Below are 24,306 nucleotides of genomic sequence, written 5' to 3'. Positions count from 1 at the left end.
GCGATCAAAGATGGGCTGGGCATGGTGGATCGGTTCCTGGTTCTCGCCCTACGTCATGCGGCGGACTTGCTGTTAGCTGCTGGCCTCACCCAACCCTGACACGTAGGGTCCACGAGTATGAGACCCATGATGCACCCCACGAGCGCGAGGAGGAGCAAGTGAGGGGTCACGTCCCGCTGAGTGGTGGAGTTTCTCGACACAGTGCGGGACCGACGGTTTCCGACGGCGCAAGTGAACGCCTCGACCGAAGCGTCTAGACCTTTCCTGATCTCGATCTGACCGGGAGTCCCCTGCAATTTCTGAGACGAATCTAGCGGAATACCTTGACCCACCTAACCGGCCTCGACGCAATGAACGGTGCATTGGGCAGCCCGGGCTGTGTCAGCACGGTCGCCCGGTATTTGTCGCAGGAAGCAATCCTTCACGCGCCTCAAACCGACCTGGACACTTGCCGCGTTGCAGAAGATGAGCCAGTCTGGCCGCGGGGTCCATTCAACGGCTCCGGCGGAGGCGTTCAGATGCCAGACCCGGCAATGCAGGAGGCTCTGGCCCGGTTCGCCAGCCGCCCACCGGAGCAGGTGCTGGCCGACCTGGGGTCGTCCCCGGACGGCCTGAGCGACGACGAAGCGACTCGAAGATTGACGGAGTTCGGCCCCAACGCCGTGCGCACCCACGCAGCCCGGGCGTGGCCGGTGCTCGTGAGGCAACTGCGCAGCCCCATCCTGATCCTGTTGTTCCTGACCGCCGCCCTCTCGCTCTTCCTCGGCGATGTCACGAACTCGATCGTCATCGCCGTCATCCTGGTGGCGAGCGTGGGGCTTGGGTTCGTTAACGAGTTCCGGGCCGAGCAGGCCGTGGAATCCTTGCACTCCCGGGTGTCGCGGCGCGCCGTCGTGGTGCGGGACGGTGCCGCTCGGCAGATTGACGTGGTGGAGCTGGTCGCCGGTGACGTGGTGCATCTCGGGCTGGGTTCGATCGTGCCGGCGGACATCCGTGTACTGCGGAGTGAGGATCTACTCTGCGACGAGAGCATTCTCACCGGGGAGTCGCTGCCGGTCGAGAAGAACCCGACCCCAGTGCCGGCAGATGCCGCTCCCGGCGACCTGGCCTCCTGCGTGCTCATGGGCACCGTGATTCAGACTGGCAGCTGCATGGGCGTCGTCGTGGCCACGGGCGGACGCGCCGAATTCGGGCGGATCGCCCTGGGGCTCGGGGAAACGCAGCCCCAGACTGAATTCCAGCTCGGGCTGAAGCGCTTCTCGTTCCTCCTCGTGCGCGTGGCCGTGGTGCTGACGAGCCTGATCTTCCTAGCCAACTTGGTGCTCCAGCGCCCGCTGCTCGAGTCACTGCTGTTCTCTCTCGCCATCGCGGTGGGGATCACCCCGCAGCTTCTCCCCGCCGTGGTCAGCACGAGTCTGGCCACAGGTGCGCGACGTCTGGCCCAGCGCCGGGTCCTCGTGAAGCGACTGGTCTGCATTGAGGATCTGGGCGACATGGATGTTCTGGTCACGGACAAGACCGGCACCCTGACCGAGGGGCGCATCCGGTTCACCGGCACCATGTCGGTTCGTCCCGAGGTCTCTGATGAGGAAGTAGCCGTGCTTGGGCTGGTTGCGACCGAGGCGGACTTCACCGGCGGCAAGGTCTCCACGGTGGGCCAGAATCCGCTGGACGCGGCCCTCTGGCAGTCCCCCGCCGCCGCGGCGTTCGAGCCATCGCGCTACGCGCACCTCGACGTGACTCCGTTCGACCACCACCGGCGGATGACCAGCGTGCTGGTCCGGGACGGCGAGGGAACGGTCAGCCTGGTAGCCAAGGGTGCGCCGGAAGACCTGCTGCGTATCTGCATCGGCACCTCCGACGCGGCCCTCGCACTGCTTGCCGAGCAGTTCGACTCCGGTGCCCGCGTCATCGCCGTGGCCAGCCGCCCGGCCGTGGGCCAGAAACGGATCAGCATCGCCGATGAGCACGACCTGGTTCTGGCCGGGTTCCTTCTTTTCGCCGACGAGCAGAAGGCGAATGCCCGCGAGTCCCTGGATCGGCTCGAGGCGCTGGGAATCACGGTGAAAGTTGCGACGGGCGACAATGCCCGGGTCACTGAGCGGGCCTGCGCCGACCTCGGCGTGATCTCCGGTGGAACCCTGACTGGGGTGCAGATCGATGGGCTCTCCGACGCGGAGCTCGGTCCGGCCGCCGAGCAGGCGACCATCTTCGCCCGGGTCTCGCCCGAGCAGAAGGCGCGGGTGATCCGGATGTTGCGCGCCAACGGGAGGGCGGTCGGGTTCTTGGGTGACGGGGTCAACGATGCGCTGGCGCTGCACGACGCCGATGTGGGTATCTCGGTGGACAGCGCGACCGACGTCGCCAAGGACGCGGCCGACATCGTGCTCCTGGAGAAGGACCTGGGCGTGCTGGCGGATGGAGTCGTCGAGGGACGACGGACCTTTGCCAACACCATCAAGTACGTGCTCATGGGCACGTCCAGCAACTTTGGGAACATGTTCAGCGCCGCCGTGGCATCCGTATTCTTGAGTTTCCTGCCGATGCTGCCGGGACAGATCCTGCTCAACAATCTGCTCTACGACGCGGGCCAGCTCGCCATCCCCAGCGACCGTGTAGACGAGGAGCAGGTTCGGGCGCCGGCGCACTGGAACATCGGGTTCATCCGCCGCTTCATGCTGCTCTTCGGCGGCATCAGCTCACTCTTCGACTTCGCCACCTTCGCCCTGATGCTTCTGGTGTTCAACGCGGGACCCGGCGAGTTCCGGTCGGGCTGGTTCATTGAATCGATCGCCACCCAGACGCTGATCATTTTCTCGATCCGAACCCGACGAGTACCGTTTCTGCGCAGCCGGCCGTCGACGGGGCTCACTGTGGCAGCGTTCGGAGTGGTGGCCATCGGCGCGTATCTGCCGTTCTCAGCGCTCGGGCCCCTGCTCGGCTTCGCACCGCTCCCGGCACCCTTCTTCCTGGCACTTGCCGGTCTGATCGTGGTCTACCTGCTGCTGGTGGAATTCGCCAAACTGTTCTTCTACGCCCGGGTGGCCGCGCCGCCTGTGCCAGAGCGCCGGAGAGCACCCAGCCACCGGATCGGCCGGCGAGCGGCCGCCTTCAGCGTGGGGCACTCCGGAGCAAGCGGCTTCCGGCCCGCTAGCTCCGGCCCTCGTTCGCGAGCGTGATGGCGGCCACATGCGGAATCAGGATCTAGGCCGCGGGACGGAACTTCACGCGAGAGCTCGCCGTCGAACCGCTGGATTTCGAGGTCGGCAATATCGTTCTCGGGTCCCGCGATGAGGGATGCGCCCACATCGACTACGTCGTCGAGGTCGATTCGGCGTGACGAACGGTGTCGACAAAGTGCGGAGCACGCAAATCGGTCTACGGGGGCGTTTGGCATGGTCTTTGGCGATGAACCGGCTTTGCGACAGACTCAGCTTGTGACCCCAATTGAGCAAGACCCCACTACGGTGGGTCCAATGGTTGACCGGCTCTCGCAACATTTCCCGGGTACGCCCCGAGATCACATCACTGAGACCGTCCGCGAGGGATATCGTGCTCTCTCGGAAAACCCTATTCGTGCCTACGTACCCAATTTAGTTGAGCATGCTGCACGCACCCGTCTGAGGCGCGAGGCGCGAAACGACAGCACCGCTGCCTGACCGCTCGTCACGCGCGCATCGTTCACCTCTAGGCCTATGACGTTTTTGTTGCGTCGTGAAGGCGCAGCCGTCCTTTGGCCCTGTGTTCAACCAGCACGGGCACGTATTCTCGGATCGGACGTCCATCCAAAGCCTTGTGCTCTTCAAGGACCGCCCGCCCGAAGCTGGGCCGCGGACTATGAGGGAATCTTTCGACGAGGCGGTCGACTACCTTCGCAACGGCCTTCAGGCTTCGCCGCCACGGACTTCATGATCACCATCACCCTGTCCGCGGCAGACGCCGCGGCGCACGCTATCGAGAATCCGTTCGCCCCGTCCTGGATGCAGGGCCAGGAGGTGCTGGTCACACTCTTCCTCGTCGCGCTCCTCAGCATCGTCTTCCTCCTCGGCTTCAAAGAGGCCATCGGTATCGCAGTTGTGCTCGTCGCGGTCTATCTGCTCCTCAACCTGGTGGTGATCGTGGTGGCCATCGGTCATGTCGCCGAACACGCGACTTGATTACTGATTGGTGGGCGGCACTCACCGAGCAACACGCAAACCCGCTCGTCATGGTGGGCATCGCCCTGCTGGTTTTCCCCAAGCTGGCCCTGGGCCTGTCCGGATTCGAGACCGAGGTCGCAGTGATGCCGCAAGTGACCGGGGACGCGACCGATACCGAGGATGACCCCGCGGGCCGGATCCGCGGCACCAAGCGACTCCTGACCACGGCGGCTCTGATCATGAGTGGCTTCCTGATCACGTCCAGTCTCGTCACGACCCTGCTGATTCCACAGAAGGACTTCCAGCCCGGCGGACCGGCCAACGGTCGCGCCCTTGCGTATCTCGCTCACGAGTACCTCGGTCCGTTTTTCGGGTCCGTCTACGACCCCAGCACCATCTGCATCCTGTGGTTCGCCGGTGCGTCAGCGATGGCCGGTCTGCTCAATCTCGTGCCGCGATATCTGCCGCGGTACGGCATGGCGCCGCAGTGGGCGCGGGCCGTTCGACCGCTTGTGCTCGTCTTCACCGCGATTGCCTTCCTCATCACTGTCGCCTTCCAGGCGAGCGTCGACGCCCAGGGCGGCGCGTACGCCACCGGAGTGCTCGTGCTGATGACCTCGGCCGCCGTCGCGGTGACCCTCTCCGCCCGGCGCAAGGGACAACGCTGGAGCGCAGTCGGGTTCGGCATCACGGCGCTGATCCTTATCTACACGACGATCGCCAACGTCATCGAACGCCCGGACAGCGTGCGGATCGCTGCGCTCTTCATCCTCGCCATCATGACCACGTCGATCCTCTCCCGGGTGCGACGCTCTTTCGAGCTGCGGGCGACCTCCGTAGTGTTGGATTCCCACGCGCTCGACTTTGTGACATCAGATGCTGAGGACTACGACGTCATCCGTATCATTTCCCACGAACCCGACGAAGACACCGAGGCCGAGTACCGGGTCAAGAGCCGTGACGAGCGACGGTTCGGTAACATCCCGCCAGGTTCACCGATCATCTTCCTGGAGGTGCATCCCTCGGACTCCTGTGCGCTCAGAGAGGAGGGCCGCTCGAACTCGGCGAGAGCTGCGAAGATCCCGGGGACCTTGCCGGATGCGATCGTGGTGTCGATCGCTGCGCCCTCTCCGGTGAGCAGCTTGGGACCGGTGCCCCGGTCGGTGAGGTCATGCACGGTGTTCGCGCCTGGCGTTCAAACGATAATACGCAATGGGGCAATACCTGGAATCTCGGAGATGAGCGAGCGGGATGCGCTCGAGCTCACAAACCGGTGTTGAATAAACGTGCGCGCATCAAGTCCCCAGACCCAGACGGTGGGCCGCTCTAGACTCTTTGGAGAATGCAGCCAATAGTTCTCTCAGTCCGTCTGGTGCGACAGGGATCAAACGGTTTGGGCTGACGCCGACGGGTCGTAGAGGTCTGGTCTACGGTCGTTTAGATACGGGTTTCGGAGGCGAGCTTGGTCGATGATTTCTGTATCGATGACCGCGGTCAGTATCCGTGTGCCGTGCACGATCGAGTCGAGCACCCTCGCATAGGGGTCCACAATCGAGCTGCGACCGACGTAGGCGAGGTCGCCTTCCTCTCCGTCATGGTTGACGTAGGCCATGTAGATCTGGTTTTCCCAGGCGCGCACTGGAATGAGCTGCTCTGCGATGAATTTGAACGGCGTCATCTGCGCGGTCGCAACAATGACCGCATGAGCTCCCGCCAACGCCGCGGCGCGAACGGTCTCGGGGAACTCAACGTCGTAGCAAATGAGCATGGCTAGACGAACACCTCGATAGTCCACAGTGGATACGAGCTGCTCGCCGCGGGTGAAGAGCTCCCGGTCGAGGCTGCCGAACAGGTGCGTCTTGCGGTAATGACCGAGCACCGCGCCGCCCTCGTCCAGGAAGACAACTGAGTTGTAGAGGCGATCCTCCTCGTACTCTGGCAGCCCCACGATCATCGCGAGACCCTCCTCCCGCGCGATCTCTTGCACCTTGATGAGCAGATCCAACTTGGCCAAATCGAACAGCTTGTCGCCGAGGTTGTATCCAGTGAGGAAGAGTTCGGGGGTGATCAGGAGCTCTCCCCCACCCGCCTTCGTTGTTCTCGCCGCTGCCCTCAGTTCTCCGAGATTGGAGGCGACGTTCCCTGGGGAACCCGCGGTCTGCAATCCAGCGATGGAGAGTTTCATGTCTACCTTTCGGTGTGAGCTATATGCACGCATGGACTAGTTACCGTGTGGTCATTTTCATGTTTGGCCCGGAGGCCCGGAGCTGGATCGCTCGGCGGCAAGACGTACGCGCAGACCCTCGACAAGCGCTTCCATCCCCAGCACGAACGCCGCCCGGGCCCCCGCACGGTCTCGGTGTCCTGGCTCGAGTGATCGACGGAGGGCCTCGAGTTCTAACGGAACAGCATCCAGTGACAGCAACGAACTCGGTGCGATCGCGTCGAGCGCGGAACCGAGCACGAGTGCCTCAATCGTCCGCATGACAGCGACCGCGTCACCGTCGGCCCAACCGCCGCGCACAAGGGCGCTCACCACGATGTCGTACATGCGCAACGTGGAAGGATCGGTGATGGGCGTGGTGGCCAAGAGGCGAATGCAGCTCGGTCGCGCCGCAAAGGCAGACAGGTAGGACTCAGCCCAGACAATGACGGCATCGTCCCAACCTTTGACTGCGAAGACGGAGGTGTCGATTTCCTCGACGACGAGTGCCCGCATCCCTTCGATCAGATCATCCCGACCGGAGATGTGATTGTAGAGCGACGATGGCCGTCGATCCAGGTTCGCTGCGAGGCTGCGCATTGTGAGCCGTTCGGCGCCCTGCTTCTCCGCGAGTTCGAGCGCGGCAATCACAATCTGTCGTTTCGACAGCGACACAGAGCACCTCCCTGAAAACTGGTTCTTCCCCCGAGGAGTCCGAACCCATACTCTACTCAATACGAACAACGTTCGTATCGAAAAAACGCACTGCGAGAATCAAGGAGACTCACCGTGTCAGAACTGATTGCTCCCGACCCCGCCCTGACATTTTTCATCGGCGGAACCGCCTGGTTGGGTGCGGGGGTGCCCGAGGCAACCGCCGTGCTCGTGAGCGAGGGGCGTATCGCGGCCCTCGATGATGACGCCCGTGAACTGATGCACCAGAACCTGTTGTCCCCCACCCCAGCGACCTTCGAGGTCGTCGACCTCGATGGCGGCTTCCTGATGCCTTCCTTCGGAGAGGGGCACGCCCATCCGCTCTTCGGTGGTCTCGAGGAAAACGGGCCGAGCGTGCGCGCCTGCACGAGTATCGCCGAGATCGTCGCTGAGGTGCGCCGCTATGCCGAAAAGCACCCACAGAAAGAGTGGATCATCGGCGCTTCCTACGACGGATCCCTCACACCCGGCGGCTTGTTCGACGCACGATGGCTGGATGAAGCACTCTCCGACCGACCGGTCATGCTGCGCGCCTGGGACTACCACACCGTCTGGTGCAACTCGCTGGCCCTTGAACGCGCCGGCATCGACGCGAACACACCGGAACCGGAACTCGGCGAGATCCCAAGACGGGCGGACGGGAGCCCGCTCGGCATTCTGCGGGAGTGGGGGGCCATAGAACTCCTCACAACCGTCAGCCCCGGCTTCAGCTTCGACGAGCAGATCGATGCGCTCCGCCGAGCGACCAAGCACTTCGCCGAGCTGGGAGTGACGTGGGTGCAGGACGCCTGGGTTGAGCCGGCCGACGTCGTCGTCTACCTGGAGGCCGCGCGCCGCGGTGCACTGTCGACCCGGGTCAACCTCGCACTGCTCGCTGACCCGCGCCACTTTCCCGCTTCGCTTCCCGCCATGATCGAAGCACGGAGGCAGGTCGAGCTTCTGGGGCACCCCCTACTCACCGCGAACAGCGTGAAGTTCTTCGCTGACGGCGTCGTCGAGAATGAGACTGGCGCGCTGCTCGAGCCGTACTGCTCCGGCCTGCATGGGCACGGGATGCTCGTTTGGACGGCCGAACACCTCGCCGATTCAGTCACCGCAATCGACGCAGCCGGGTTCCAGGCTCATATCCACGCGATAGGAGACGCGGCCGTTCGACGTGCCTTGGACGCCATCGAGCTCGCCCGGCGTGTGAACGGGCCAGCGGATCGCCGGCCGGTGATCGCGCATGTGCAACTTGCGGCCGCGGATGACCTCCCCCGGTTCAAGGAACTCGATGTGATAGCTGTGATGCAGCCGCTCTGGGCGCAGATGGACGCTCTGATGACTGTACTCACGGTCCCTCGCTTGGGGCTCGAGCGCACGGATCGGCAGTATCAGATGCGCACTCTCGTCGAAACTGGGGCAACGCTGGCATTCGGTTCGGACTGGCCCTGCTCGTCGGCGTCTCCCCTGGAGGGCATCGGCATCGCGGTCTCCCGGGCCACGATCGACGGCGAACCGGCAGGTGGCTGGATGCCAGAGCAACGGCTCGACGCCGAAACCGCCCTCGCCGCCTACACAAGCGGCGTGGCCAGTCAAGCCGGTGCCGCGCGAACGCAGGCGCCGTGGGGCGAAATCCGCGTGGGCGCCAGCGCAGACCTGGTTTGGCTCGCCCGGGACCCCAGGACGGTTTGCCCCACCGAACTGCCATTGACCGGTATCCGTGCCACCTACCTCGCAGGTGCGCCGACGTTCCAGCGGTGAATGCCGTGGGTCGAAACAATCGCGAACACTAGAAGAAGAGAGAAGATCCATGACGACAGAGTCCACCGCTGTACCTGCCGCCTCGGCGGAAGTCGCTACCAGCCAGGGGCAACTGCGCCGGGTACTGGGAGTGCCCTCGCTTGTGCTGTTCGGCCTCGTTTACATGGTGCCACTCACCGTGTTCACCACCTACGGCATCGTCACTCAGATGACCGGCGGGCGCCTGCCGTTGGCGTATCTGATCACCTTGGTTGCGATGGTCTTCACGGCGCGTTCATACGGCCAAATGGCACGTGCGTTTCCGCTTGCCGGATCTGCGTACACCTACACTCAGCGCAGTTTCGGACCAGCGGTCGGTTTCCTGACCGGGTGGTCGCTCATGCTGGACTACTTGTTCCTGCCCATGATCAATTACGTGGTTATCGGGATCTACTTGAATGCGGCCGTTCCGAGCGTTCCTGCTTGGACCTTCGTGCTGGCTTCGATCGCACTCGTGACCATTCTCAACATCGTTGGGATCGCGTCCGTAGCCCGCGCGAACGTGGTCGTCATCGCCGTGCAGGCGATCTTCATCGTCGCCTTCGTGGGTGTGGCGGCGGCAACCATCGGGCGCGGAACGAGCGTCGATTTGCTCGCACCCTTCGTCGGGAACGGTACGGCTCCCGGATTCGGGCCGTTGGCCGCCGGTGCTGCTGTACTCTGCCTATCGTTTCTGGGTTTCGACTCCGTCTCCACGCTTGCCGAGGAGACCCGCGATCCGAAGAAGAGCCTGCCCCGCGCAATCATGATCATCACCCTCATTGCTGGAGTGACTTTCATCGGGTTGGCATATGTGAGCCACCTCATCCTGCCGAGCCACGCCTTTACCAGCGTGGACTCCGCAGCTCTTGACGTGGTCGCCCAGGCAGGCGGTGCGTTCCTTTCGACCTTGTTCCTCGCCGCTTATATCGCCGGTGCGGCTGGTTCCGCCCTGACTTCGCAGGCCTCTGTCGCCCGCATTCTCTTCGCTATGGGACGAGATGGTGTCCTCCCGTCGCGGATCTTCGGTCGCCTCAGCGCGCGCTTCGACACACCTGTGCTTTCGATCTTGACAGTTTCAATCGTGTCGCTGCTTGCCGTGGTGATCGACCTCGGGCTCTTGGCCGAGATGATCAGCTTTGGCGCACTCATCGCTTTCAGCGCGGTCAACCTGTCGGTGATAAAGCACCACTTCTTCGGCCTGAGGAAGCGAGGAGGGCTGCAAACGCTCAATTACCTAATCGTTCCGGCCATCGGCGTTGTGCTCACGTTCTGGCTCTGGACCAGCCTGTCGCCGCGCGCGCTCGTCGTGGGCCTCGTTTGGCTGGCCGTGGGCTTTGTGTACCTGCTCGTCTTGACCCGCGGCTTCCGCCGGCCTACCCCCATGCTCGATCTGAAGGAGTAACCAGGGCGAGGCGCTCTGAGAGCGTGCGCCAAGGCGAAGAGTGGGCACCGGACACCAACCGGCACGCCCCTCAAATTGAGCCCCGAGGGGGGCTCCCTCGAGCGGGCAAGGGTCTCGTTTGCGAAACTGCGAACGGGCTGTTGCTCGGCCAAAGGTCCCCGCCCAGCCACGCTAAGGAGCGTGGCTGGGCCAGGTATCGGCTTGAGGTTGCAGGTCGCACTCGGGCGCACCGCGTACCGCACCCCCAGCGGGACGTGACCGGGCAGCGAAGCCCGTCATGGCTCGACCCGGTGGCCGTGACCTGGCGCGTCTGGCCGTCCCAGTCACGGAAGCGGGTCCATGCCCGGTAGTGACCCGTGCCGACCTCGGCCGTTTTGATGGCGCCAAACGTACTTGTCGGCAGTCGCGGCCGGCCGGCCATCAGCGAGCTCCCTCACCGGTTCTCACGCTGCCTGAGGGCTCATGAAGATCGTCCAACCAGCAGAGGACGTCAGAGACGCGGTACCGGATTTCCCAACCGACACGAAGGCCGGACGGGCCCCGCCCGTCGGTGCGCAGATCGTAGATGGCCTGCACTTGCACCCCCAGATAATCAGCGAGCTCGCTGGTCGTGAGCAGGAGCTCGAGACCCAGTAGGGAAAGACGTTCGGTGTTCATGACCCGTAGGTGTTCCAGGCCAACCCAGATGGGCCGATACGCGTCGTGCGCCGCGCCGGCAGAGTCCCCCGTCCAACGGGTCTCGATGAATATTCGTTGAATAAGCGTTAAGCGCATCAAGTCTCTGTCCTGTCTGCTTGGACAAGAAACCTTGGTCAATCGATGTTTCAGTGTAGGGCGGCTGGGACTTGAACCCAGGACCGACGGATTTCGACGGGCCCGCTGAACGTCTCGATTCAGGCGTCTTGGCCTCGTCTGATCTCGATCTGACCGGGAGTTCCTTGCAATTTCGGTGCTAATTCTATCGGCACACCTCGACCCACCTAGTCCGGTCTCGACGCAATAAACGGTGCATAAACGTGCGCGCGTCAAGTCTGGAGTGTTGAGCCGGGACCCCCCCTGCGACTCGACCGACCTTCGCGGTGACTCTCAGAACTTTGCCGCCGGGAGAAGCGCTTTAGAGGACGCCACTTTAAAGGTCACATTCGCTGTTGCGAGCGGCTCGACCCTGGCCAGTGAGCCGCGGTACGAGGCGCACGAGGATCACCATCCCGACCAAATCCACAAGCGTCACGCCATTCACCATGCGCAGTCCAAAATTCCAATCCGCCACTTGACCTTGCAGCGTGGTGCAACGTTTACCGTGAAGTCATGGAAATCACATTGCAGTACTTCGACGGATGCCCGAATTGGACGATCGCGGCCGAGCGCCTCGCGGTCGTCGCGGCAGAGAACCCCGGCGTCATCGTAAACCGGCAGTTGGTCGAGAGCGTGGAGGACGCGGAAACGATCGGATTTCGTGGGTCGCCGAGCATCCTGGTCGACGGACGGGACCTCTTTCCGGCCCCGTTGACCGCGGCGGGACTCGCCTGCCGTATTTATGCCACCCCCGTCGGGGTTGCCGGCGCCCCGACATTGGAACAACTGCGCAAAGCGATCGGCGCAGCATGAGTGGCATCCGCCAGGAATATCACCTGGTCGCAATCGGCGCCAGAATGGCCGGCACCACGCTCTGAGCCAGAGCACCGTGAGAACCTGCACGCATCCCAGTCGGTCCACACCAAATGGAAACAGCTTATCCATGCAGACCGTCACACACCCTCTCCGGCGACAATGCGCTGCTGCTCAAGCGGCTGCACCTCCCGCCACAGCCCGAGAGCACAACGGCCACCACATTGGCTGATGGAGCCGGGAAGGAGACAGCAGGGTCAGTCTGATCTGGCGTTGGAACGCAGGGGCACCACGACCGCGAAGCGGGCTCCCCGTCCCGTCCCTGCCGATGAGACCGTCACGTCCCCGCCGTGCGCACGCGCTATCTCACGGGCGATCGTGAGACCAATCCCCGATCCGGCGGAGCGGCGGGCCTGGCCTGGCACCCGGTAAAAACGCTCGAAGTCACGCTCCGTGTCTTCCTCGGCCAGGCCCACTCCCGTATCGACCACGACACCCTCACCACGGCCGTTGGCGCCACGGGCCGTGATCGTGACGGCACCGCCCGCGGGGGTGGCACGCAGGGCGTTGCCGAAAAGGTTGGTCGGAACCTGGGCGATCCGGTCCGGGTCCACGTGCACGAGCAGCGACGTGTCGACGTTCAGTGTCAACGCCACGCCCGAATCTTCGAATTGCGGCGCGAGCCGGTCGGCCGTGCGGCGAGCAAGATCGGCCAGGTCCGCATCGACTGGATACGGGTCAAGGCCCTGAAACTCGGGCTGATGCGCCGCCAGCTGTGGCGGAGAGCGTGTAGGTGATGGTGTCGAGGTTGTATTCGAGGTAGACGAATTCGTCCTGTGGAGCTGTGGGGTGCCAACGGCCTTCCCCGCGGGTGGCGAGCCGCCGGGTGCCGAAGGATCGATAGTCGCTCAGGGGTGTCGACCAGGTTTGAGGGGTCAAGGTCGAGCCGTCTGCGGCGGTGCTCATCCGATCGTCGGAGATGAAGTCGACGAGGTCGCCATCACGGAAGGTCAGGTCGGCGGTCACGGTCTGCGCACCGTGTGTGAACACACCGCGGACATGGCTGTCGTCGAGGGTATGCCAGACGATGGGTGCGTCAATGAGCGCCGCGGGGGCGAGGATGCAGAGGTCGTTGAACAGTGTCACCGTTTCGGCCCGGTCCATCTCAGGCCCCGCGGCGTTCACCATCCGCAGCACCGAGCACAGCTTGACGCGCATGGTGGCGGTGCGCCCGACGAAGACGTGCAGGACATCGACCGGCAGGCCGAACATCGTGGCGTCCATCCAGAACAACCGGCTGGGCGCGGGCCCGAAGGTATTGACCTGCTCGCCGGTGTAGGTCATCCACCGCGACGTCGCACTGGCACGTATTCGGCCATGAATATTGGCGCGCAGAGCGGTCACCCGGGGTTGACCGACGGCCCCGGAGCGCCGTACGTGCTCGGCGACCAACCCTGGCAGGTGGGCCAGGTCGGCTTCGGTCAGGGCCACGCCTGCGCGCGGTGGGGATTCGCTGAGCGCGGCCTGGACGCGACGCCGGTACTCGGCCCGGTAACTCGTTGGGCCGTGGGACAGGAAGGCGTATCCCAGAGCGGCCAGCAGCAGGATGTTGGCCAGCGAACCTGTTCTGGCGTCGCTCCACGAGGTGAGGATTGCGGTCTGTGAGATCACGACGCCGGCGGCGCCGGCGACCCACCACATGCGATTGCGGGCTGCGAGCAGTACCCCGGTCGCTACGACGACGATCGCGGCGGTCAACCAGACCACGCCGATCGCCGGTTCGATCGGTTCGGTTAGAGCAGCCACCTCCGCCCAGCCAAACCCTTTGGCTGCGCCGAGCAGATGGATGAGACCGTGCCCGACGAGCACGACAGCGACGAACCACCGCAGAAGGGCTCTCATGGGGTCGCCTCTCGAATCTGTCGGGGACGTGAGTTTTCGACGCGGTCCGTGCGCGTGGCTGACATGGTGTGCCTTCGTTTTCAGTGGGTTGAGTTGCGCGGGTGTGGTGGTGGTGACTCAGTCGGATGCGACGGCGTCGAGAACGGGCAGTCGGGCGGCCCGGGACGCTGGCCATAGTGCGGCGAGCACGCCGACGACGACAGCCAGGCCGAGCATTCCGGCCAGCTGCGCCCAGGGAATGGCCAGCGTGGTCAGGCCGACCCCGTTGAATACGGTCGGCATCACTGCTGCAACGGCGACGCCGAGAACAATGCCGACGACGGTGCCGAACAGGGCCGTCAGGACGCTCTCGATGGTGATGATTCCGGCCAGTTGGAGCCGGCCGAGGCCGACGGCGCGCATGAGGCCGATCTCACGGGTGCGCTCGATCACCGACAGAGCCAGGGTGTTGACGATGCCCAGGATGGCGATGATGATCGAGAGCGCGAGGAGCGCATAGAGAATCACCAGAATCTGGTTGACCTGGCCCGCAAGGTCGTCCGCAAAGTCACCCTTGTCTGATACCGAGAGCACCACATATGGTCCGACCGCCTTGACCAGGTCGGCGCGCAGCGTCGCCGCAGTCACGTCAGGAGCAGCGTTGACGAGCAGAAACTCGATGGTCACCTGATCCGGGGGAACGACTTGGGCGAGAAGCCGGTCGGACATGACGATGGGGACTCTGACAAGGTTCGAGTCGATGATGGCACCCACCCGCGCCGACGCCGACTCGGAACCGGCGGCGGAGGCGAACGTCACTGTGTCACCGAGAGACCAGCCGCGTTCCTTCGCGGTCGCCGCCTTCACCGCGACTGCGCCGTTGGCAAGGGTGTCAAGGGAACCTTCCACGACATCGAGGTCGATGGTGCGCCCGAACGCCTCGGCAGGGATTCCGACGGCAAACGAGGCATCCTGCGTGCCTGCCCTCTCCCCCGGGCCGGCGACGACGGTGGGGCCGTAGGCGAGCACGTCCATCGCGCCGACAGTGTCCAGGGCACGGACATCCGCCACCGCGCCGAGGGGCACACCGGTAGTCGACTGAATGGAGAAGTCCGACGTCCAGCCGTCGTCGACGATCGCGCGGGTGGAGACCGTGGCCGAAGCAGCCAGGACCGAGGCGGCCCCGACCAGTGCCATGCCGATCATCAGCGCACTGGCGGTGTTCGCGGTGCGTCTCGGGTTGCGGGCGACATTTGCGCGGGCCAAGCTGCCCAGAGGCCTGACTGCGGCGACGAACACCGCGGCGAGCACCCCCAGGCAATGGCGGACGAGGAACGGGGCCAGAAGCAGCGTGCCGAGGGCGAGCAGCCCCGCGCCGACGCCGACCAGGGCTGACCCGTTGATGTCGGGCGCGAGCTGCGCACTGATGAGCCCCGCCGCACCGAAGGTGGTGAGGACACCGCCGATGAGAGTGCGCACAAGTAGAGACCTTTCGGTCGCAGTCGCCTCGCGCATCGCCTCGACCGGCGGGGTGAGGGCTGCGCGGCGGGCCGGCAGGGCGGCCGCCACGACGGCCACGACGGTGCCGACAAGCAACGAGACGATCACGGTCGGAGCGTCAAGCGGGATAGATCCTGACAGGTCCATGCCGACCTGATCGAAGCCGATTCGAAGCAGCGAGACCAGGCCGAGGCCCCCGGCGATGCCCAGGGCGGACCCGAGCAGACCCACAACGGCGGCCTGAGTCAGGATGGACGCGAACACCTGGGTCGGCGACGCTCCGACGGCGCGTAACAGGGCGAACTCGCGAGTGCGCTGACGCACCAGCATGGAGAACGTGTTCGAGATGATGAAGGCCCCGACAAAGAGCGAGATGCCTGCGAACACCAGCATGAACGCCTGCACGAACCCAAGCTGAGCTTCGATGTCCGTGCGCGCCTCGGCTCGCATCGCGTCGCCGGTGAGGGCCTCGGCCACGGCCGTCTGATCGCGCGAAAGCACCGGGGCCAGGTTCGCGACCAGGCTGGCTTCGGTCACGTCCGGGTGTGCATACACGGCGATCGTGGACACCATACCGTCCGGGGCATAGACCGTCGTCGCGGTCGCAACGTCGAGGTACACGACTGTGGCCCCGGCCAATGCGGTTCCCATAGAGATTTTTCCGGTGATCTGCACAGTGCGAATTTCACCGGCCACAACGACCTGGGTCTGGTCTCCCACCGACAAGCCGGATGATGTCAGGGTTGCGGACTCGAGGCCGATCTCGGTCGGTCCACTGGGGGCGCGACCGGAGGCAACCGTGACCGTGGTGTCGTCGGGATACAGCGCCACCCCGAAGCTGGGCGACTGGGTGCTCTGGACCGCGGTGCCGTCTTTCCCGACGAGGACGATCGGGCCGGAAATCTCGGCGAACGCCTGATCGACACCGCGCACTGCGGCGATCCGATCGGCGAGAGCGGCCGGCACGGTATTGCGGGTTTCGCCGGCTGTGCCGGTTATGCTGCGCCCGAGCGCAGGTTCGGATCCGCGAACGTAGGCGTCACCGAGCAGGGTCGAGTCCACGATCCCGGAGAATGTGGAAGACATCATTGTGCGCAAGGAGAAAGTGCCGGCCACGAAGGCGACCCCCAGCGCGACAGCCAGAACCGACAAGACGAATCGCACGAGATGCGCACGCAGTCCTCGCAACGCCACGCGGCGCATCAGACACGCACCGGGAGAAGCACTGCAGAATCGTCGGCGTCGTTGTCGGCGTTGCCTTTGTCCGCAGTGGGTGCAGCGTCGAGGCTGCCGAGCACCTCGAGCACGGATGCCTGTGTGGGGTTGACCAACTCGCCAACGAGCCCGCCATCGGCCAAGAAGAGAACTCGGTGAGCATAGGTGGCCGTGCGGGGGTCATGGGTGACCATGACGACACTTTGGCCCAGGTCGTCGACGGACCGGCGCAGAAAGCCCAGCAATTCGGTGGCCGCCCTCGAGTCGAGGTTGCCGGTGGGCTCATCGGCGAAGATCACCGCGGGTCTGGCGACGAGCGCCCGGGCGCAAGCGACTCGCTGCTGCTGACCTCCAGACAGCTCGCTGGGGCGATGGTGCAGGCGGGACTCAAGCCCCACGGCGGCCACGACCTGGTCGAAGTGCGCACGATCGACCGGCTTACGGGCAATGTCCAGCGGCAATGTGATGTTCTCCGCCGCGGTGAGCGTGGGAACCAGGTTGAAGGCCTGGAAGATGAACCCCAGGCGGGTGCGGCGCAGCTTCGTCAGTTGGCGCTGGTTCATCCGGCCGACGTCTTCGCCGTCAATCGTCACGGTCCCGGAGGTGATTGTGTCCAGCCCGGCCATGCAGTGCAGGAGGGTGGACTTGCCCGACCCGGACGGGCCCATGATCGCTGTCAGCTGACCACGAGCGAAATCAACATCCACAGCCGCCAAAGCCTGCACCGCCGTGTCGCCCCGCCCATAGGTCTTCACCAGTCCCCTCGCCGACGCAATGGCCGACCCGGGGACGGCTGTCGCGGAGCGAATCTGGAGGGGTTGGGGGGTGGGGTTGTCGGTCATGATTTTTCCTGTCGGAAGGGGAGCTGGGATGGAAACTGATCGTACGGTGAGCGCGTTCGATCGGCGCGGGCGCTGGGCGGCGCGGGCGCGTTCGAACGCTGCGGTCAACTGAAGGCGTGAAGCCGAACAGGCGCCGACGTGCGGGTACTAGCTGGAAGCGGTTTTGTCACGGGCGAAGACAAGGTCGACGGCCGCACGTGCGTAGCCGGCCGCGATGGGCTCTCCCGTGATCAGGAGGCTGAAATACAGGGGGCCGACGAGGGCGTTGATCACGAAATCGACATCGGTATCGCCCGCGAGCTCGCCGGAGGCGATTCCGCGATCGATGGCCGCGTGCCAGTGCCGCACATTCGGCTTGATGATCAGATTGCGGTAGCTCGCGGCGAGTACCGGATCGGCGGCCATCTCTGCCACCAGGCCAGGCAGCACGCGGCCGAGGGGCGTCAGGGTCAAGAGGTCGATCAACTGGTCGGTCAAGGCAATCAAATCGTCGGCGGCGCTGCCGGAAACATTGTCGTTTCCGGGACGCATTTGGGTGACCATCGCTTCGACGACAAGCTGGGACTTTTGCGACCACCGCCGGTAGATGGCCGGCTTGCTCACCCCCGCCCGCCGGGCGACCTCCGCCACCGAAACGCGGACGTAGCCGACCTCGGAGAGCAACTCAATCGTCGCCCGCAGGATGGCCTGATCCATGTCCGGGTCACGGGGACGACCGATATCGCTGCCGCGACCACCGGGGCGGCGCGGCGCCATCTGCGACTCGGACATCGAAACCAACTTCCTGTTACGTAATTATCAGTAACGTAACAGAGACAGCGGGGTTACGCAACTGGGTGTTACGGAACTGCCCGTAATGGTTTATGCTCGGGATTGCTCCGCATAACCACCGCACCCCCGCACGACGAGGCCAACTTAGGCCGGTCGAGGCGATGCAACAACGAAGGGTCAGTCATGACCAAGAACGCACTGTCAATATTCGTCTTTCTGCTGATCGCCTTCGGGCTCTCCTGGCTGATATCACTGCCTCTCTGGCTGGGTGACGGACTCGCTGACCCACTGTTCGCGGTGGTCGCACTGGCCATGATGTTCACGCCGGCGATCGCCGCGATCATCGTCGTTTTCGTCTTGGAACGACCCCGAAACAAGGCCCGGGTGCTCGGATTGTGGCCGCTGAAGCCGGCCGGTCGCCTCATCGGCTACCTCGCGCTCGGCCTCACCGTTCCCGTGGCCCTCATTCTCGTCGCACTCCCCGTCGGCGCTGTGCTGGGCGTCTATCCCGCCGACTTCGTGACGTTCTCGGCCTTCCAGGAAATGCTCGATGCCCAAATGAAGTCGGCGGGCGCATCCGCACTCCCGATCCCGATCGGCGTCCTGGTCGGACTCCAATTCATCAACGTGCTGGTCGGGGCGTTCATCAATCTGGTTCCGGCGCTCGGTGAGGAGCTCGGCTGGCGCGGCTGGCTTCTGCCCAAGCTCATGCGACTCGGGACCGTGCCGGCGCTACTGCTCTCGGGCGTGATCTGGGGGTTGTGGCATGCCCCACTCATCCTGCTCGGCTACAACTATCCGGGAGCCCCGGGCTGGCTGGGCCTGACCATGATGATCGGCATGTGCACCGTTGTCGGCGCGGTCTTCGGATGGCTCCGACTGCGCTCCGACTCCGTCTGGCCGGCAGCCCTGGCCCACGGCGCGTTCAACGCCGCCGCCGGATTCTCTCTCGTCTTCGCCGCCGCCGGTGAGTCAATCGACACGACTCAGGCCACTATTCTTGGGTGGTCCGGATGGATCGTGCCTCTGGTTCTCGTTGTGGTCCTCATCGCCACCAAACAGTTCACTCCCGAGCACGTCCCGACCAGCAAAGACAGACTGGTCGAGGGAGCGACCGTCGCGACCAACCGGTGGCCATCGCCGTCCGGGCAGTCGAACGTGACGAAGAGCCCGGGTACAACCAGGGAGCAAACATGATCGCGAACCTCGGGCTGAACCGGCTGCTCTGGGTTGTGACAGGAGGGACGGCTATCGCCGCCGCAGTCGCCGGCATCCTGAACCCGAGCCTTTACACCGGACTCGTCGCCGAGACGCTGCTTCCGGGGGCGCTCTCACAGGACATCATCTCGGTGCTCGCCGGGATCGGCCTGCTCGTGCTCGCCGCGCTCGCCCGTCCCAATCGGCGCCGGCAGCAGCTACTCGCGCTCGGCCTGCTCGGCTACCTCTTCTACGCGTACGGCATCTACGTGATCGAGCGGGCCTACAACGGCTTCTACCTGGTCTACCTGGCGATCTTCACCCTGGCGTTCTGGAGCGTGGTCTACGGCACGGCCAGCCTGCGGCGAGAGGTGATGACGCGGGCAACGATGCCGCGGGGGCTGCGGGTTGTCTCCGCTGTCGGCGCGCTACTCCAGCCTCTGATGTTTTACCCACTCTGGATAGCGATGCTGATCCCACTCATGCGCGACCGGGACCAGATCGACTCGCTGTACTCCATCTTCATCCTGGACCTGGGCTTCATCATGCCCGCGTTCCTGATCCTCGCTGTGCTCGTGTTCCGCAACCGGGGCGCCGGCCTTGTGCTGCTGCCATCCCTGTATGTGCTGGGCTTCACCCTCATCTTCTCGCTGGCACTGGCCGAGCTGGTCAAACCCGTGTTCGGCACCGCGCCGGACCTGCCGGCGCTGGCCGCCGCAGCGCTGCTCTCGGCAGTGTTCCTAGTGCTCGGCGGGCTACACCTGCGCCGCCTGGACTTGTCTCAACTACGCGCAGACGCCGAAGAGGTCCGCCCCCTCGACGGTTTCCGACGGCCCCGCTGAACGTCTCGATTCAGGCGCCTTGGCCTCGAGTGATCTCGATCTGACCGGGGGTTCCTTGCAATTTTGGAGTTAATTCTATCGGCACACCTCGACCCACCTAGGCCGTTCTCGTCGCAATAAACGGTGCATAAACGTGCACGCGTCAATTCTGAATGTGTGGCTCAGGGCTCTGGGAAACCACTCGACCGGCACGAGCGGCCCATGGGTTGCCCCGAACACTTGGGACGCTGAATACGTCCTCGTCCGCCCACGGTTCCTACCCGGCGTCGTGCATTCGCGCATATTGCGATGGAGCTCGCGGCTGATCGTCGATGGTGACCGGCCAAGTCGCCTGGAGATGTCCCGGATGGGGTGACCTTCTCGACTGAACAAAGCGATCCGCTCACGTTCGATGAGCCTCAGGTACCGATCGTGTCTGTCTGCCTCAGCAAGTCGTAGCGGCGCGATCCCACCACGTTGAGATCTCCGACGGGGATCGGTCGTGCGTCCAATCCCGACGCGCTTCGCGGCATTGATCGGTCTGATCTAGGCAAGGATGAGTTTCCAATACTCGTCTTCGCGGTTGAAGGTTCTGTTGCGCCCACGTCTGGCCGTCGTCAAACATCTGGGTGGAGTGTTGCGCCGAGACCTAGAGCTCGCCGTTGACCGCGGACCTTTATTCGTTGCGATCAGACGAACGATTCCTGCTCCCTACAGCGACGCCAAGCGCAACCGTGATGAGCGCTGCTGCGACCGTAAACGCCCAACGTGTCCCGGTGGCGACATCCTCTGAAGCCGCAGTGGTGATATCCGTTGCCCCTGATGCGAAGGCGAAGACCGCGCCCATCACCGATGCACCGGTGAGCAGGCCGAGATTGCGGGACAGGTTGAGCATGCCGGAGATCACACCGCGCTGGTCAGAGCGGATGCCGGTCATGACGGTGGTGTTGTTGGCCGTCTGAAACAGCGCATAGCTGGCGGTGATGACGACGAGAGACGTGACGTACCCCGCGATGCCGAACGATACCGGCACCAAAGACATCGAAATCGACCCAACCACCATGCCAATCAACCCGACGAAGACCACACGCTGGGCGCCCAGACGATCTACCATCCGCCCGGCCGGGACGCCGGTTAGGGCGGCGACGACGGGACCGGCCGACATCACGAGTCCGATCAGCGCGGTCTGGACCCCGAGCGCACGAGAGAGATGAAATGGGCCCACCACGAGTGTGGTCATCATCACGGTCGAGACGAGTGCGCTCATCGCTAGGCCGGCGCTGAGCGCGGGTACACGGAAGTTCGCCAACCGGACCAACGGTGATGTCGCTCGCCTCTCGACGAGCACAAACAGGCCCAACCCCACCACGGCAGTCAGCAGCAAAGCCAGGCTCAACGTTCCGAAAACGCCGTGCTCGAGGGTCACGGCGAGCAAATAGGCCCCAAGCGTGAGTGCGAGCAGCAACATCCCCACATAATCGAAGCCGAACCGCCCTGCCTTCAGTGTTGGGCCGTCAGCCGGCAGGTACCGCCGCGCGAGTACGAAGGTCAGGAGGCCCAGCGGCGCAGTGACGAAGAAGATTGCTCTCCAACCGAAGCCGGCGATCAAGACGCCACCGAGTGACGGCCCGAGAGCGGTGCCGACCGCCGACATCGTCCCCAGCAACCCCATGGCTCTCCCGACCCGTGACGGTGGGACCGTCTCAGCTACGAACGCCATACTGAGCGCCATCATGCTGGCTGCGCCGAGGCCCTGAGCTGCGCGGGCAGCGATGAGGAGCCATAGGGTCGGCGCCACTCCGGAGAGGAACGTGGCCGCTGTGAAGACAGCGATCCCTGCCAGCAATAGGCGTCGACGTCCTGCGATGTCACCGAGGCGACCGACACCGACAATCAGGGTGGATATGGCAAGAAGGTAGGCCAGGACAATCCACTGGACTTCCTGGAAGGACGCGGAGAACCCCGCCGCCAAGCTCGGCAGGGCGACATTGACAATGCTTGTGCTCAGCGCGGGCAGCAGCATAGAGAGCGAGAGGGTGAGGATCGCCCACCGGAACGCCGGCGCTCCGCCCGGAGTTCCGGGCAGTGGTTTGTCTCGGTTGACGTTCGTTGTTGTCATTGTGAACTCTGCTTCCCTGCAACTACTGGATGGACTCGATCAGAGTAAAGCAGCCGATAAGCATGGCGGAAGACGCAAAGAACGCAACTGATCAATGCATTCGACGCCATAAATAGCCTGTCCATGGGAGACTCGCCCTATGGCAAGACCCGACTTGAATCTCTTGGTTACCCTGGACGTGCTGCTTCAGGAGGGCAATGTCACTCGGGCGGCCGAAAGGCTAAGGCTCAGCCCCTCGGCGATGAGCAGAGCGCTTGCCCGATTGCGCAGGACCACAGGCGATCCTTTGTTGGTCAGGGCCGGACGTGGGCTGGTGCGCACGCCCCACGCGCTGGAGTTGGGCGAGCGCGTAGGAGAGCTTGTGCGTGAGGCAGAGGCCTTATTGGGCCCACCTGAAACGGTCGACCTCGGTGCACTGTCTGCGACCTTCACTCTGCGGACCAGCGATGGTTTCGTCGAGAGCTTTGGCCCCGACCTCATCCGCCGAGTCATCGAGAAGGCACCGGGCCTGCGGTTGCGCTTCATGCAGAAGACCAACAGGGATTCCGCTTCCCTGCGAGACGGTACCGTCGACCTTGAAATCGGAGTGGCAGACCAGCGCATGAGGGATGAGCTTCATGTTGAGCCACTGTTTAAGGACCGCTTTGTGGGCGTCGTCCGCCCGGGGCACCCTGTGATGCAGAGCAAAATCACCCCCAAACGATATGCGTCCGGTGGCCACATCCGCGTTTCACGGCGCGGTCTCGAAAGGGGAGCTGTCGATGAAGCCCTCAAGACGTACGGACTGGAACGAGAGATCACCGTCGTCGTCGGCGGCTTTGCAGCCGCACTGGCCCTGGCCCGGGGGTCAGATCTGATCGCAACGGTTCCCGAGCGACACACCAGGAACCTGCGTGCCGACCTGGCCATGTTTCTGCTCCCGATCCCCACACCGGACATCGAGGTTTCGATGCTCTGGCATCCGAGGCTGAACGTAGACCCAGCACATCGATGGCTCCGGGCCTGCATGCGAAGCGCGTGCGCGGAGGTCGACGGCCCCGTCTAAGCCCGCAATGCCGATGACCGCTGTCGGCGCGGACACCCCCTCGAAGGAGGGACCCGCCGAAGCGGCCGATCGGCAGAGGTAGCAATGAAGCACCTGCTCCGCTCTGGCGTTTAGCCACGCCCAGTGCTGAGGGCCTTGTAGGCACGCATCAATTGGGGCACCACGAGGTAGACGGCGACGGGAACGATGAGAATCGACAGGACGAAGGCGCGGAGAACTGGCGGCCAGTCGGACGCAAACGGGGCGATCGCGAAGAAGCCCAGCGTGACGAGCGGGAAGATTGCAATCCAGGTGACAACTGCCCGGACGTGGACGGACGGGGGGCCTGATGGTGCACTGTTCTGAGCTGACTGAGACATGGACATATTTCCTTCTGTTTGCTGTTTAACTGGTTATGGACGGGGCAAGGTCCTTGACTGTGGCTGACTATGAATTCGTCGCGCCCGCTCCCTGCTCGGCCAACTCCAAGGACTGCCCGTCCCTGGGTGCAGCGATGTCTTTCAATGTCCGTGCGAAATTTTCACCGAAGGACACTGCTGTTTCAATATCTCCCTGAGTGAACGCATCGGCGGGGGCCCGATGGTCTATCTGAGCCATTGCTCCGGTCCACGATCCAAGTCGGTCCGCACCCTGATACGAAACTGCATTGATGCTGTTCTTCATAATCTGCGGGTTGCCAACCCACAGCATCCCGTGCTGCATCGAGAAGACCACCATCGAGAGAAGGGTCGATTGTTTGTCTCCAGACGGAAGCGAGGACACGGTGAATCCGGCCGCGAGCTTTCCTCTGAGGTCCTGTTCGCGAAAGTTCGGCGATGTGGAATCCATGAACGATTTGAAGGGTCCGGAGACTCCACCGAAGTAGGTAGGAGAGCCCCAGACGATACCGTCGAAAGTGCACAGTTCAATGGGTGAGGCGACAAGATCGTCCACATTCAACAGCGTGACCTCTAACCCTGCGACACTTCGGGCTCCTTCGACGACGCGCTGTGCGAAGTACTCGGTACGTCCGTGACCGCTGTGGTAAACGACCGCCATCTGCTTCTTAGATTGAGAAATTGACATGATGTTGTTCCCTTTGTTGA

General features: G+C 63.9%; 18 protein-coding genes and 3 pseudogenes. 8 read left to right on the top strand and 13 right to left on the bottom strand.

What is annotated here, in order from left to right:
* Positions 1–518: 518 nt before the first annotated feature.
* Entirely contained in the window at positions 519–3,179 is a 2,661-nt protein-coding gene (mgtA, locus tag E3T24_RS15260) for a magnesium-translocating P-type ATPase (RefSeq protein WP_134434829.1), read from the top strand.
* 708 nt (positions 3,180–3,887) lie between these two features.
* Positions 3,888–5,059, top strand: a pseudogene (locus tag E3T24_RS15250) (amino acid transporter); the annotation flags it as partial.
* A 131-nt stretch (positions 5,060–5,190) separates the two neighbouring features.
* Here E3T24_RS15250 and E3T24_RS18095 read toward each other — a convergent pair.
* The 3 genes and pseudogenes from E3T24_RS18095 to E3T24_RS15235 all read right to left on the bottom strand — a co-directional run.
* A pseudogene (locus E3T24_RS18095) lies at positions 5,191–5,322 on the bottom strand (recombinase family protein); the annotation flags it as partial.
* 201 nt (positions 5,323–5,523) lie between these two features.
* On the bottom strand, positions 5,524–6,324 hold the full coding sequence (locus tag E3T24_RS15240) for a carbon-nitrogen hydrolase family protein (RefSeq protein WP_134434828.1): 801 nt from the start codon (positions 6,322–6,324) through the stop codon (positions 5,524–5,526).
* 57 nt (positions 6,325–6,381) lie between these two features.
* Positions 6,382–7,017, bottom strand: coding sequence for a TetR/AcrR family transcriptional regulator C-terminal domain-containing protein (locus tag E3T24_RS15235; RefSeq protein ID WP_134365157.1), 636 nt, complete (start codon positions 7,015–7,017; stop codon positions 6,382–6,384).
* Between the two features lie 114 nt (positions 7,018–7,131).
* On the opposite strand from E3T24_RS15235, the gene E3T24_RS15230 reads away from it, so the two are divergent.
* Positions 7,132–8,799 carry an amidohydrolase gene (locus E3T24_RS15230; RefSeq protein ID WP_241976124.1) on the top strand — a complete coding sequence of 556 codons (1,668 nt, stop codon included), beginning with the start codon at positions 7,132–7,134 and terminating at the stop codon, positions 8,797–8,799.
* A 49-nt stretch (positions 8,800–8,848) separates the two neighbouring features.
* Complete coding sequence (locus tag E3T24_RS15225; protein WP_134403112.1) at positions 8,849–10,222, top strand: amino acid permease; 1,374 nt, start codon at positions 8,849–8,851, stop codon at positions 10,220–10,222.
* 420 nt (positions 10,223–10,642) lie between these two features.
* Here the strand turns inward: E3T24_RS15225 and E3T24_RS15220 are convergent, their stop codons facing one another.
* The gene (locus E3T24_RS15220; RefSeq protein WP_134405618.1) at positions 10,643–10,879 is read right to left on the bottom strand and encodes a helix-turn-helix domain-containing protein; all 237 of its coding nucleotides are present in this window, start codon (positions 10,877–10,879) and stop codon (positions 10,643–10,645) included.
* A gap of 651 nt (positions 10,880–11,530) precedes the next feature.
* Here E3T24_RS15220 and E3T24_RS15215 point away from each other — a divergent pair.
* A complete protein-coding gene (locus tag E3T24_RS15215; protein ID WP_134434827.1) occupies positions 11,531–11,830 on the top strand; it encodes a thioredoxin family protein in 300 nt (99 codons plus the stop codon).
* A 257-nt stretch (positions 11,831–12,087) separates the two neighbouring features.
* Here E3T24_RS15215 and E3T24_RS17695 read toward each other — a convergent pair whose 3' ends face one another.
* The 5 genes from E3T24_RS17695 to E3T24_RS15195 form a co-directional block, all read right to left on the bottom strand.
* Positions 12,088–12,486 (bottom strand): ATP-binding protein, encoded by a 399-nt coding sequence (locus tag E3T24_RS17695; protein ID WP_198419685.1) that lies wholly within the window; start codon positions 12,484–12,486, stop codon positions 12,088–12,090.
* A gap of 82 nt (positions 12,487–12,568) precedes the next feature.
* A complete protein-coding gene (locus E3T24_RS17690) occupies positions 12,569–13,732 on the bottom strand; it encodes a DUF6544 family protein (RefSeq protein WP_198419684.1) in 1,164 nt (387 codons plus the stop codon).
* A gap of 117 nt (positions 13,733–13,849) precedes the next feature.
* Positions 13,850–16,300, bottom strand: a complete 2,451-nt coding sequence (locus tag E3T24_RS15205) for an FtsX-like permease family protein (protein ID WP_347232664.1) — start codon at positions 16,298–16,300, stop codon at positions 13,850–13,852.
* A 113-nt stretch (positions 16,301–16,413) separates the two neighbouring features.
* Positions 16,414–17,268 (bottom strand): ABC transporter ATP-binding protein, encoded by an 855-nt coding sequence (locus E3T24_RS15200; RefSeq protein WP_134434824.1) that lies wholly within the window; start codon positions 17,266–17,268, stop codon positions 16,414–16,416.
* A 147-nt stretch (positions 17,269–17,415) separates the two neighbouring features.
* The gene (locus E3T24_RS15195) at positions 17,416–18,039 is read right to left on the bottom strand and encodes a TetR/AcrR family transcriptional regulator (RefSeq protein WP_134434823.1); all 624 of its coding nucleotides are present in this window, start codon (positions 18,037–18,039) and stop codon (positions 17,416–17,418) included.
* A gap of 183 nt (positions 18,040–18,222) precedes the next feature.
* On the opposite strand from E3T24_RS15195, the gene E3T24_RS15190 reads away from it, so the two are divergent.
* Both E3T24_RS15190 and E3T24_RS15185 read left to right on the top strand, forming a co-directional pair.
* Entirely contained in the window at positions 18,223–19,236 is a 1,014-nt protein-coding gene (locus E3T24_RS15190; protein ID WP_134434822.1) for a type II CAAX endopeptidase family protein, read from the top strand.
* The gene (locus E3T24_RS15185) at positions 19,233–20,078 is read left to right on the top strand and encodes a hypothetical protein (RefSeq protein ID WP_134434821.1); all 846 of its coding nucleotides are present in this window, start codon (positions 19,233–19,235) and stop codon (positions 20,076–20,078) included. Before E3T24_RS15190 ends, E3T24_RS15185 begins: the two co-directional genes overlap by 4 nt.
* Before the next feature lie 282 nt (positions 20,079–20,360).
* On the opposite strand, the pseudogene E3T24_RS18090 reads toward E3T24_RS15185, so the two are convergent.
* Positions 20,361–20,486: pseudogene (locus tag E3T24_RS18090) on the bottom strand (helix-turn-helix domain-containing protein); the annotation flags it as partial.
* A gap of 247 nt (positions 20,487–20,733) precedes the next feature.
* Positions 20,734–22,176, bottom strand: a complete 1,443-nt coding sequence (locus tag E3T24_RS15175) for an MFS transporter (protein ID WP_134434820.1) — start codon at positions 22,174–22,176, stop codon at positions 20,734–20,736.
* Positions 22,177–22,315: 139 nt separating this feature from the next.
* On the opposite strand from E3T24_RS15175, the gene E3T24_RS15170 reads away from it, so the two are divergent.
* Positions 22,316–23,221 carry a LysR family transcriptional regulator gene (locus tag E3T24_RS15170; RefSeq protein ID WP_134434819.1) on the top strand — a complete coding sequence of 302 codons (906 nt, stop codon included), beginning with the start codon at positions 22,316–22,318 and terminating at the stop codon, positions 23,219–23,221.
* A gap of 110 nt (positions 23,222–23,331) precedes the next feature.
* On the opposite strand, the gene E3T24_RS15165 is transcribed toward E3T24_RS15170, so the two are convergent.
* Positions 23,332–23,580 (bottom strand): hypothetical protein, encoded by a 249-nt coding sequence (locus E3T24_RS15165; RefSeq protein ID WP_134434818.1) that lies wholly within the window; start codon positions 23,578–23,580, stop codon positions 23,332–23,334.
* Between the two features lie 67 nt (positions 23,581–23,647).
* Positions 23,648–24,286, bottom strand: a complete 639-nt coding sequence (locus E3T24_RS15160; protein ID WP_134434817.1) for a flavodoxin family protein — start codon at positions 24,284–24,286, stop codon at positions 23,648–23,650.
* Between the last annotated feature and the right edge of the window lie 20 nt (positions 24,287–24,306).

This window comes from Cryobacterium sp. TmT2-59, from assembly GCF_004403545.1.
In the GTDB taxonomy this organism is placed as follows: Bacteria; Actinomycetota; Actinomycetes; order Actinomycetales; family Microbacteriaceae; genus Cryobacterium; species Cryobacterium shii.
This window is presented reverse-complemented; position numbering and strand designations above follow the sequence as displayed.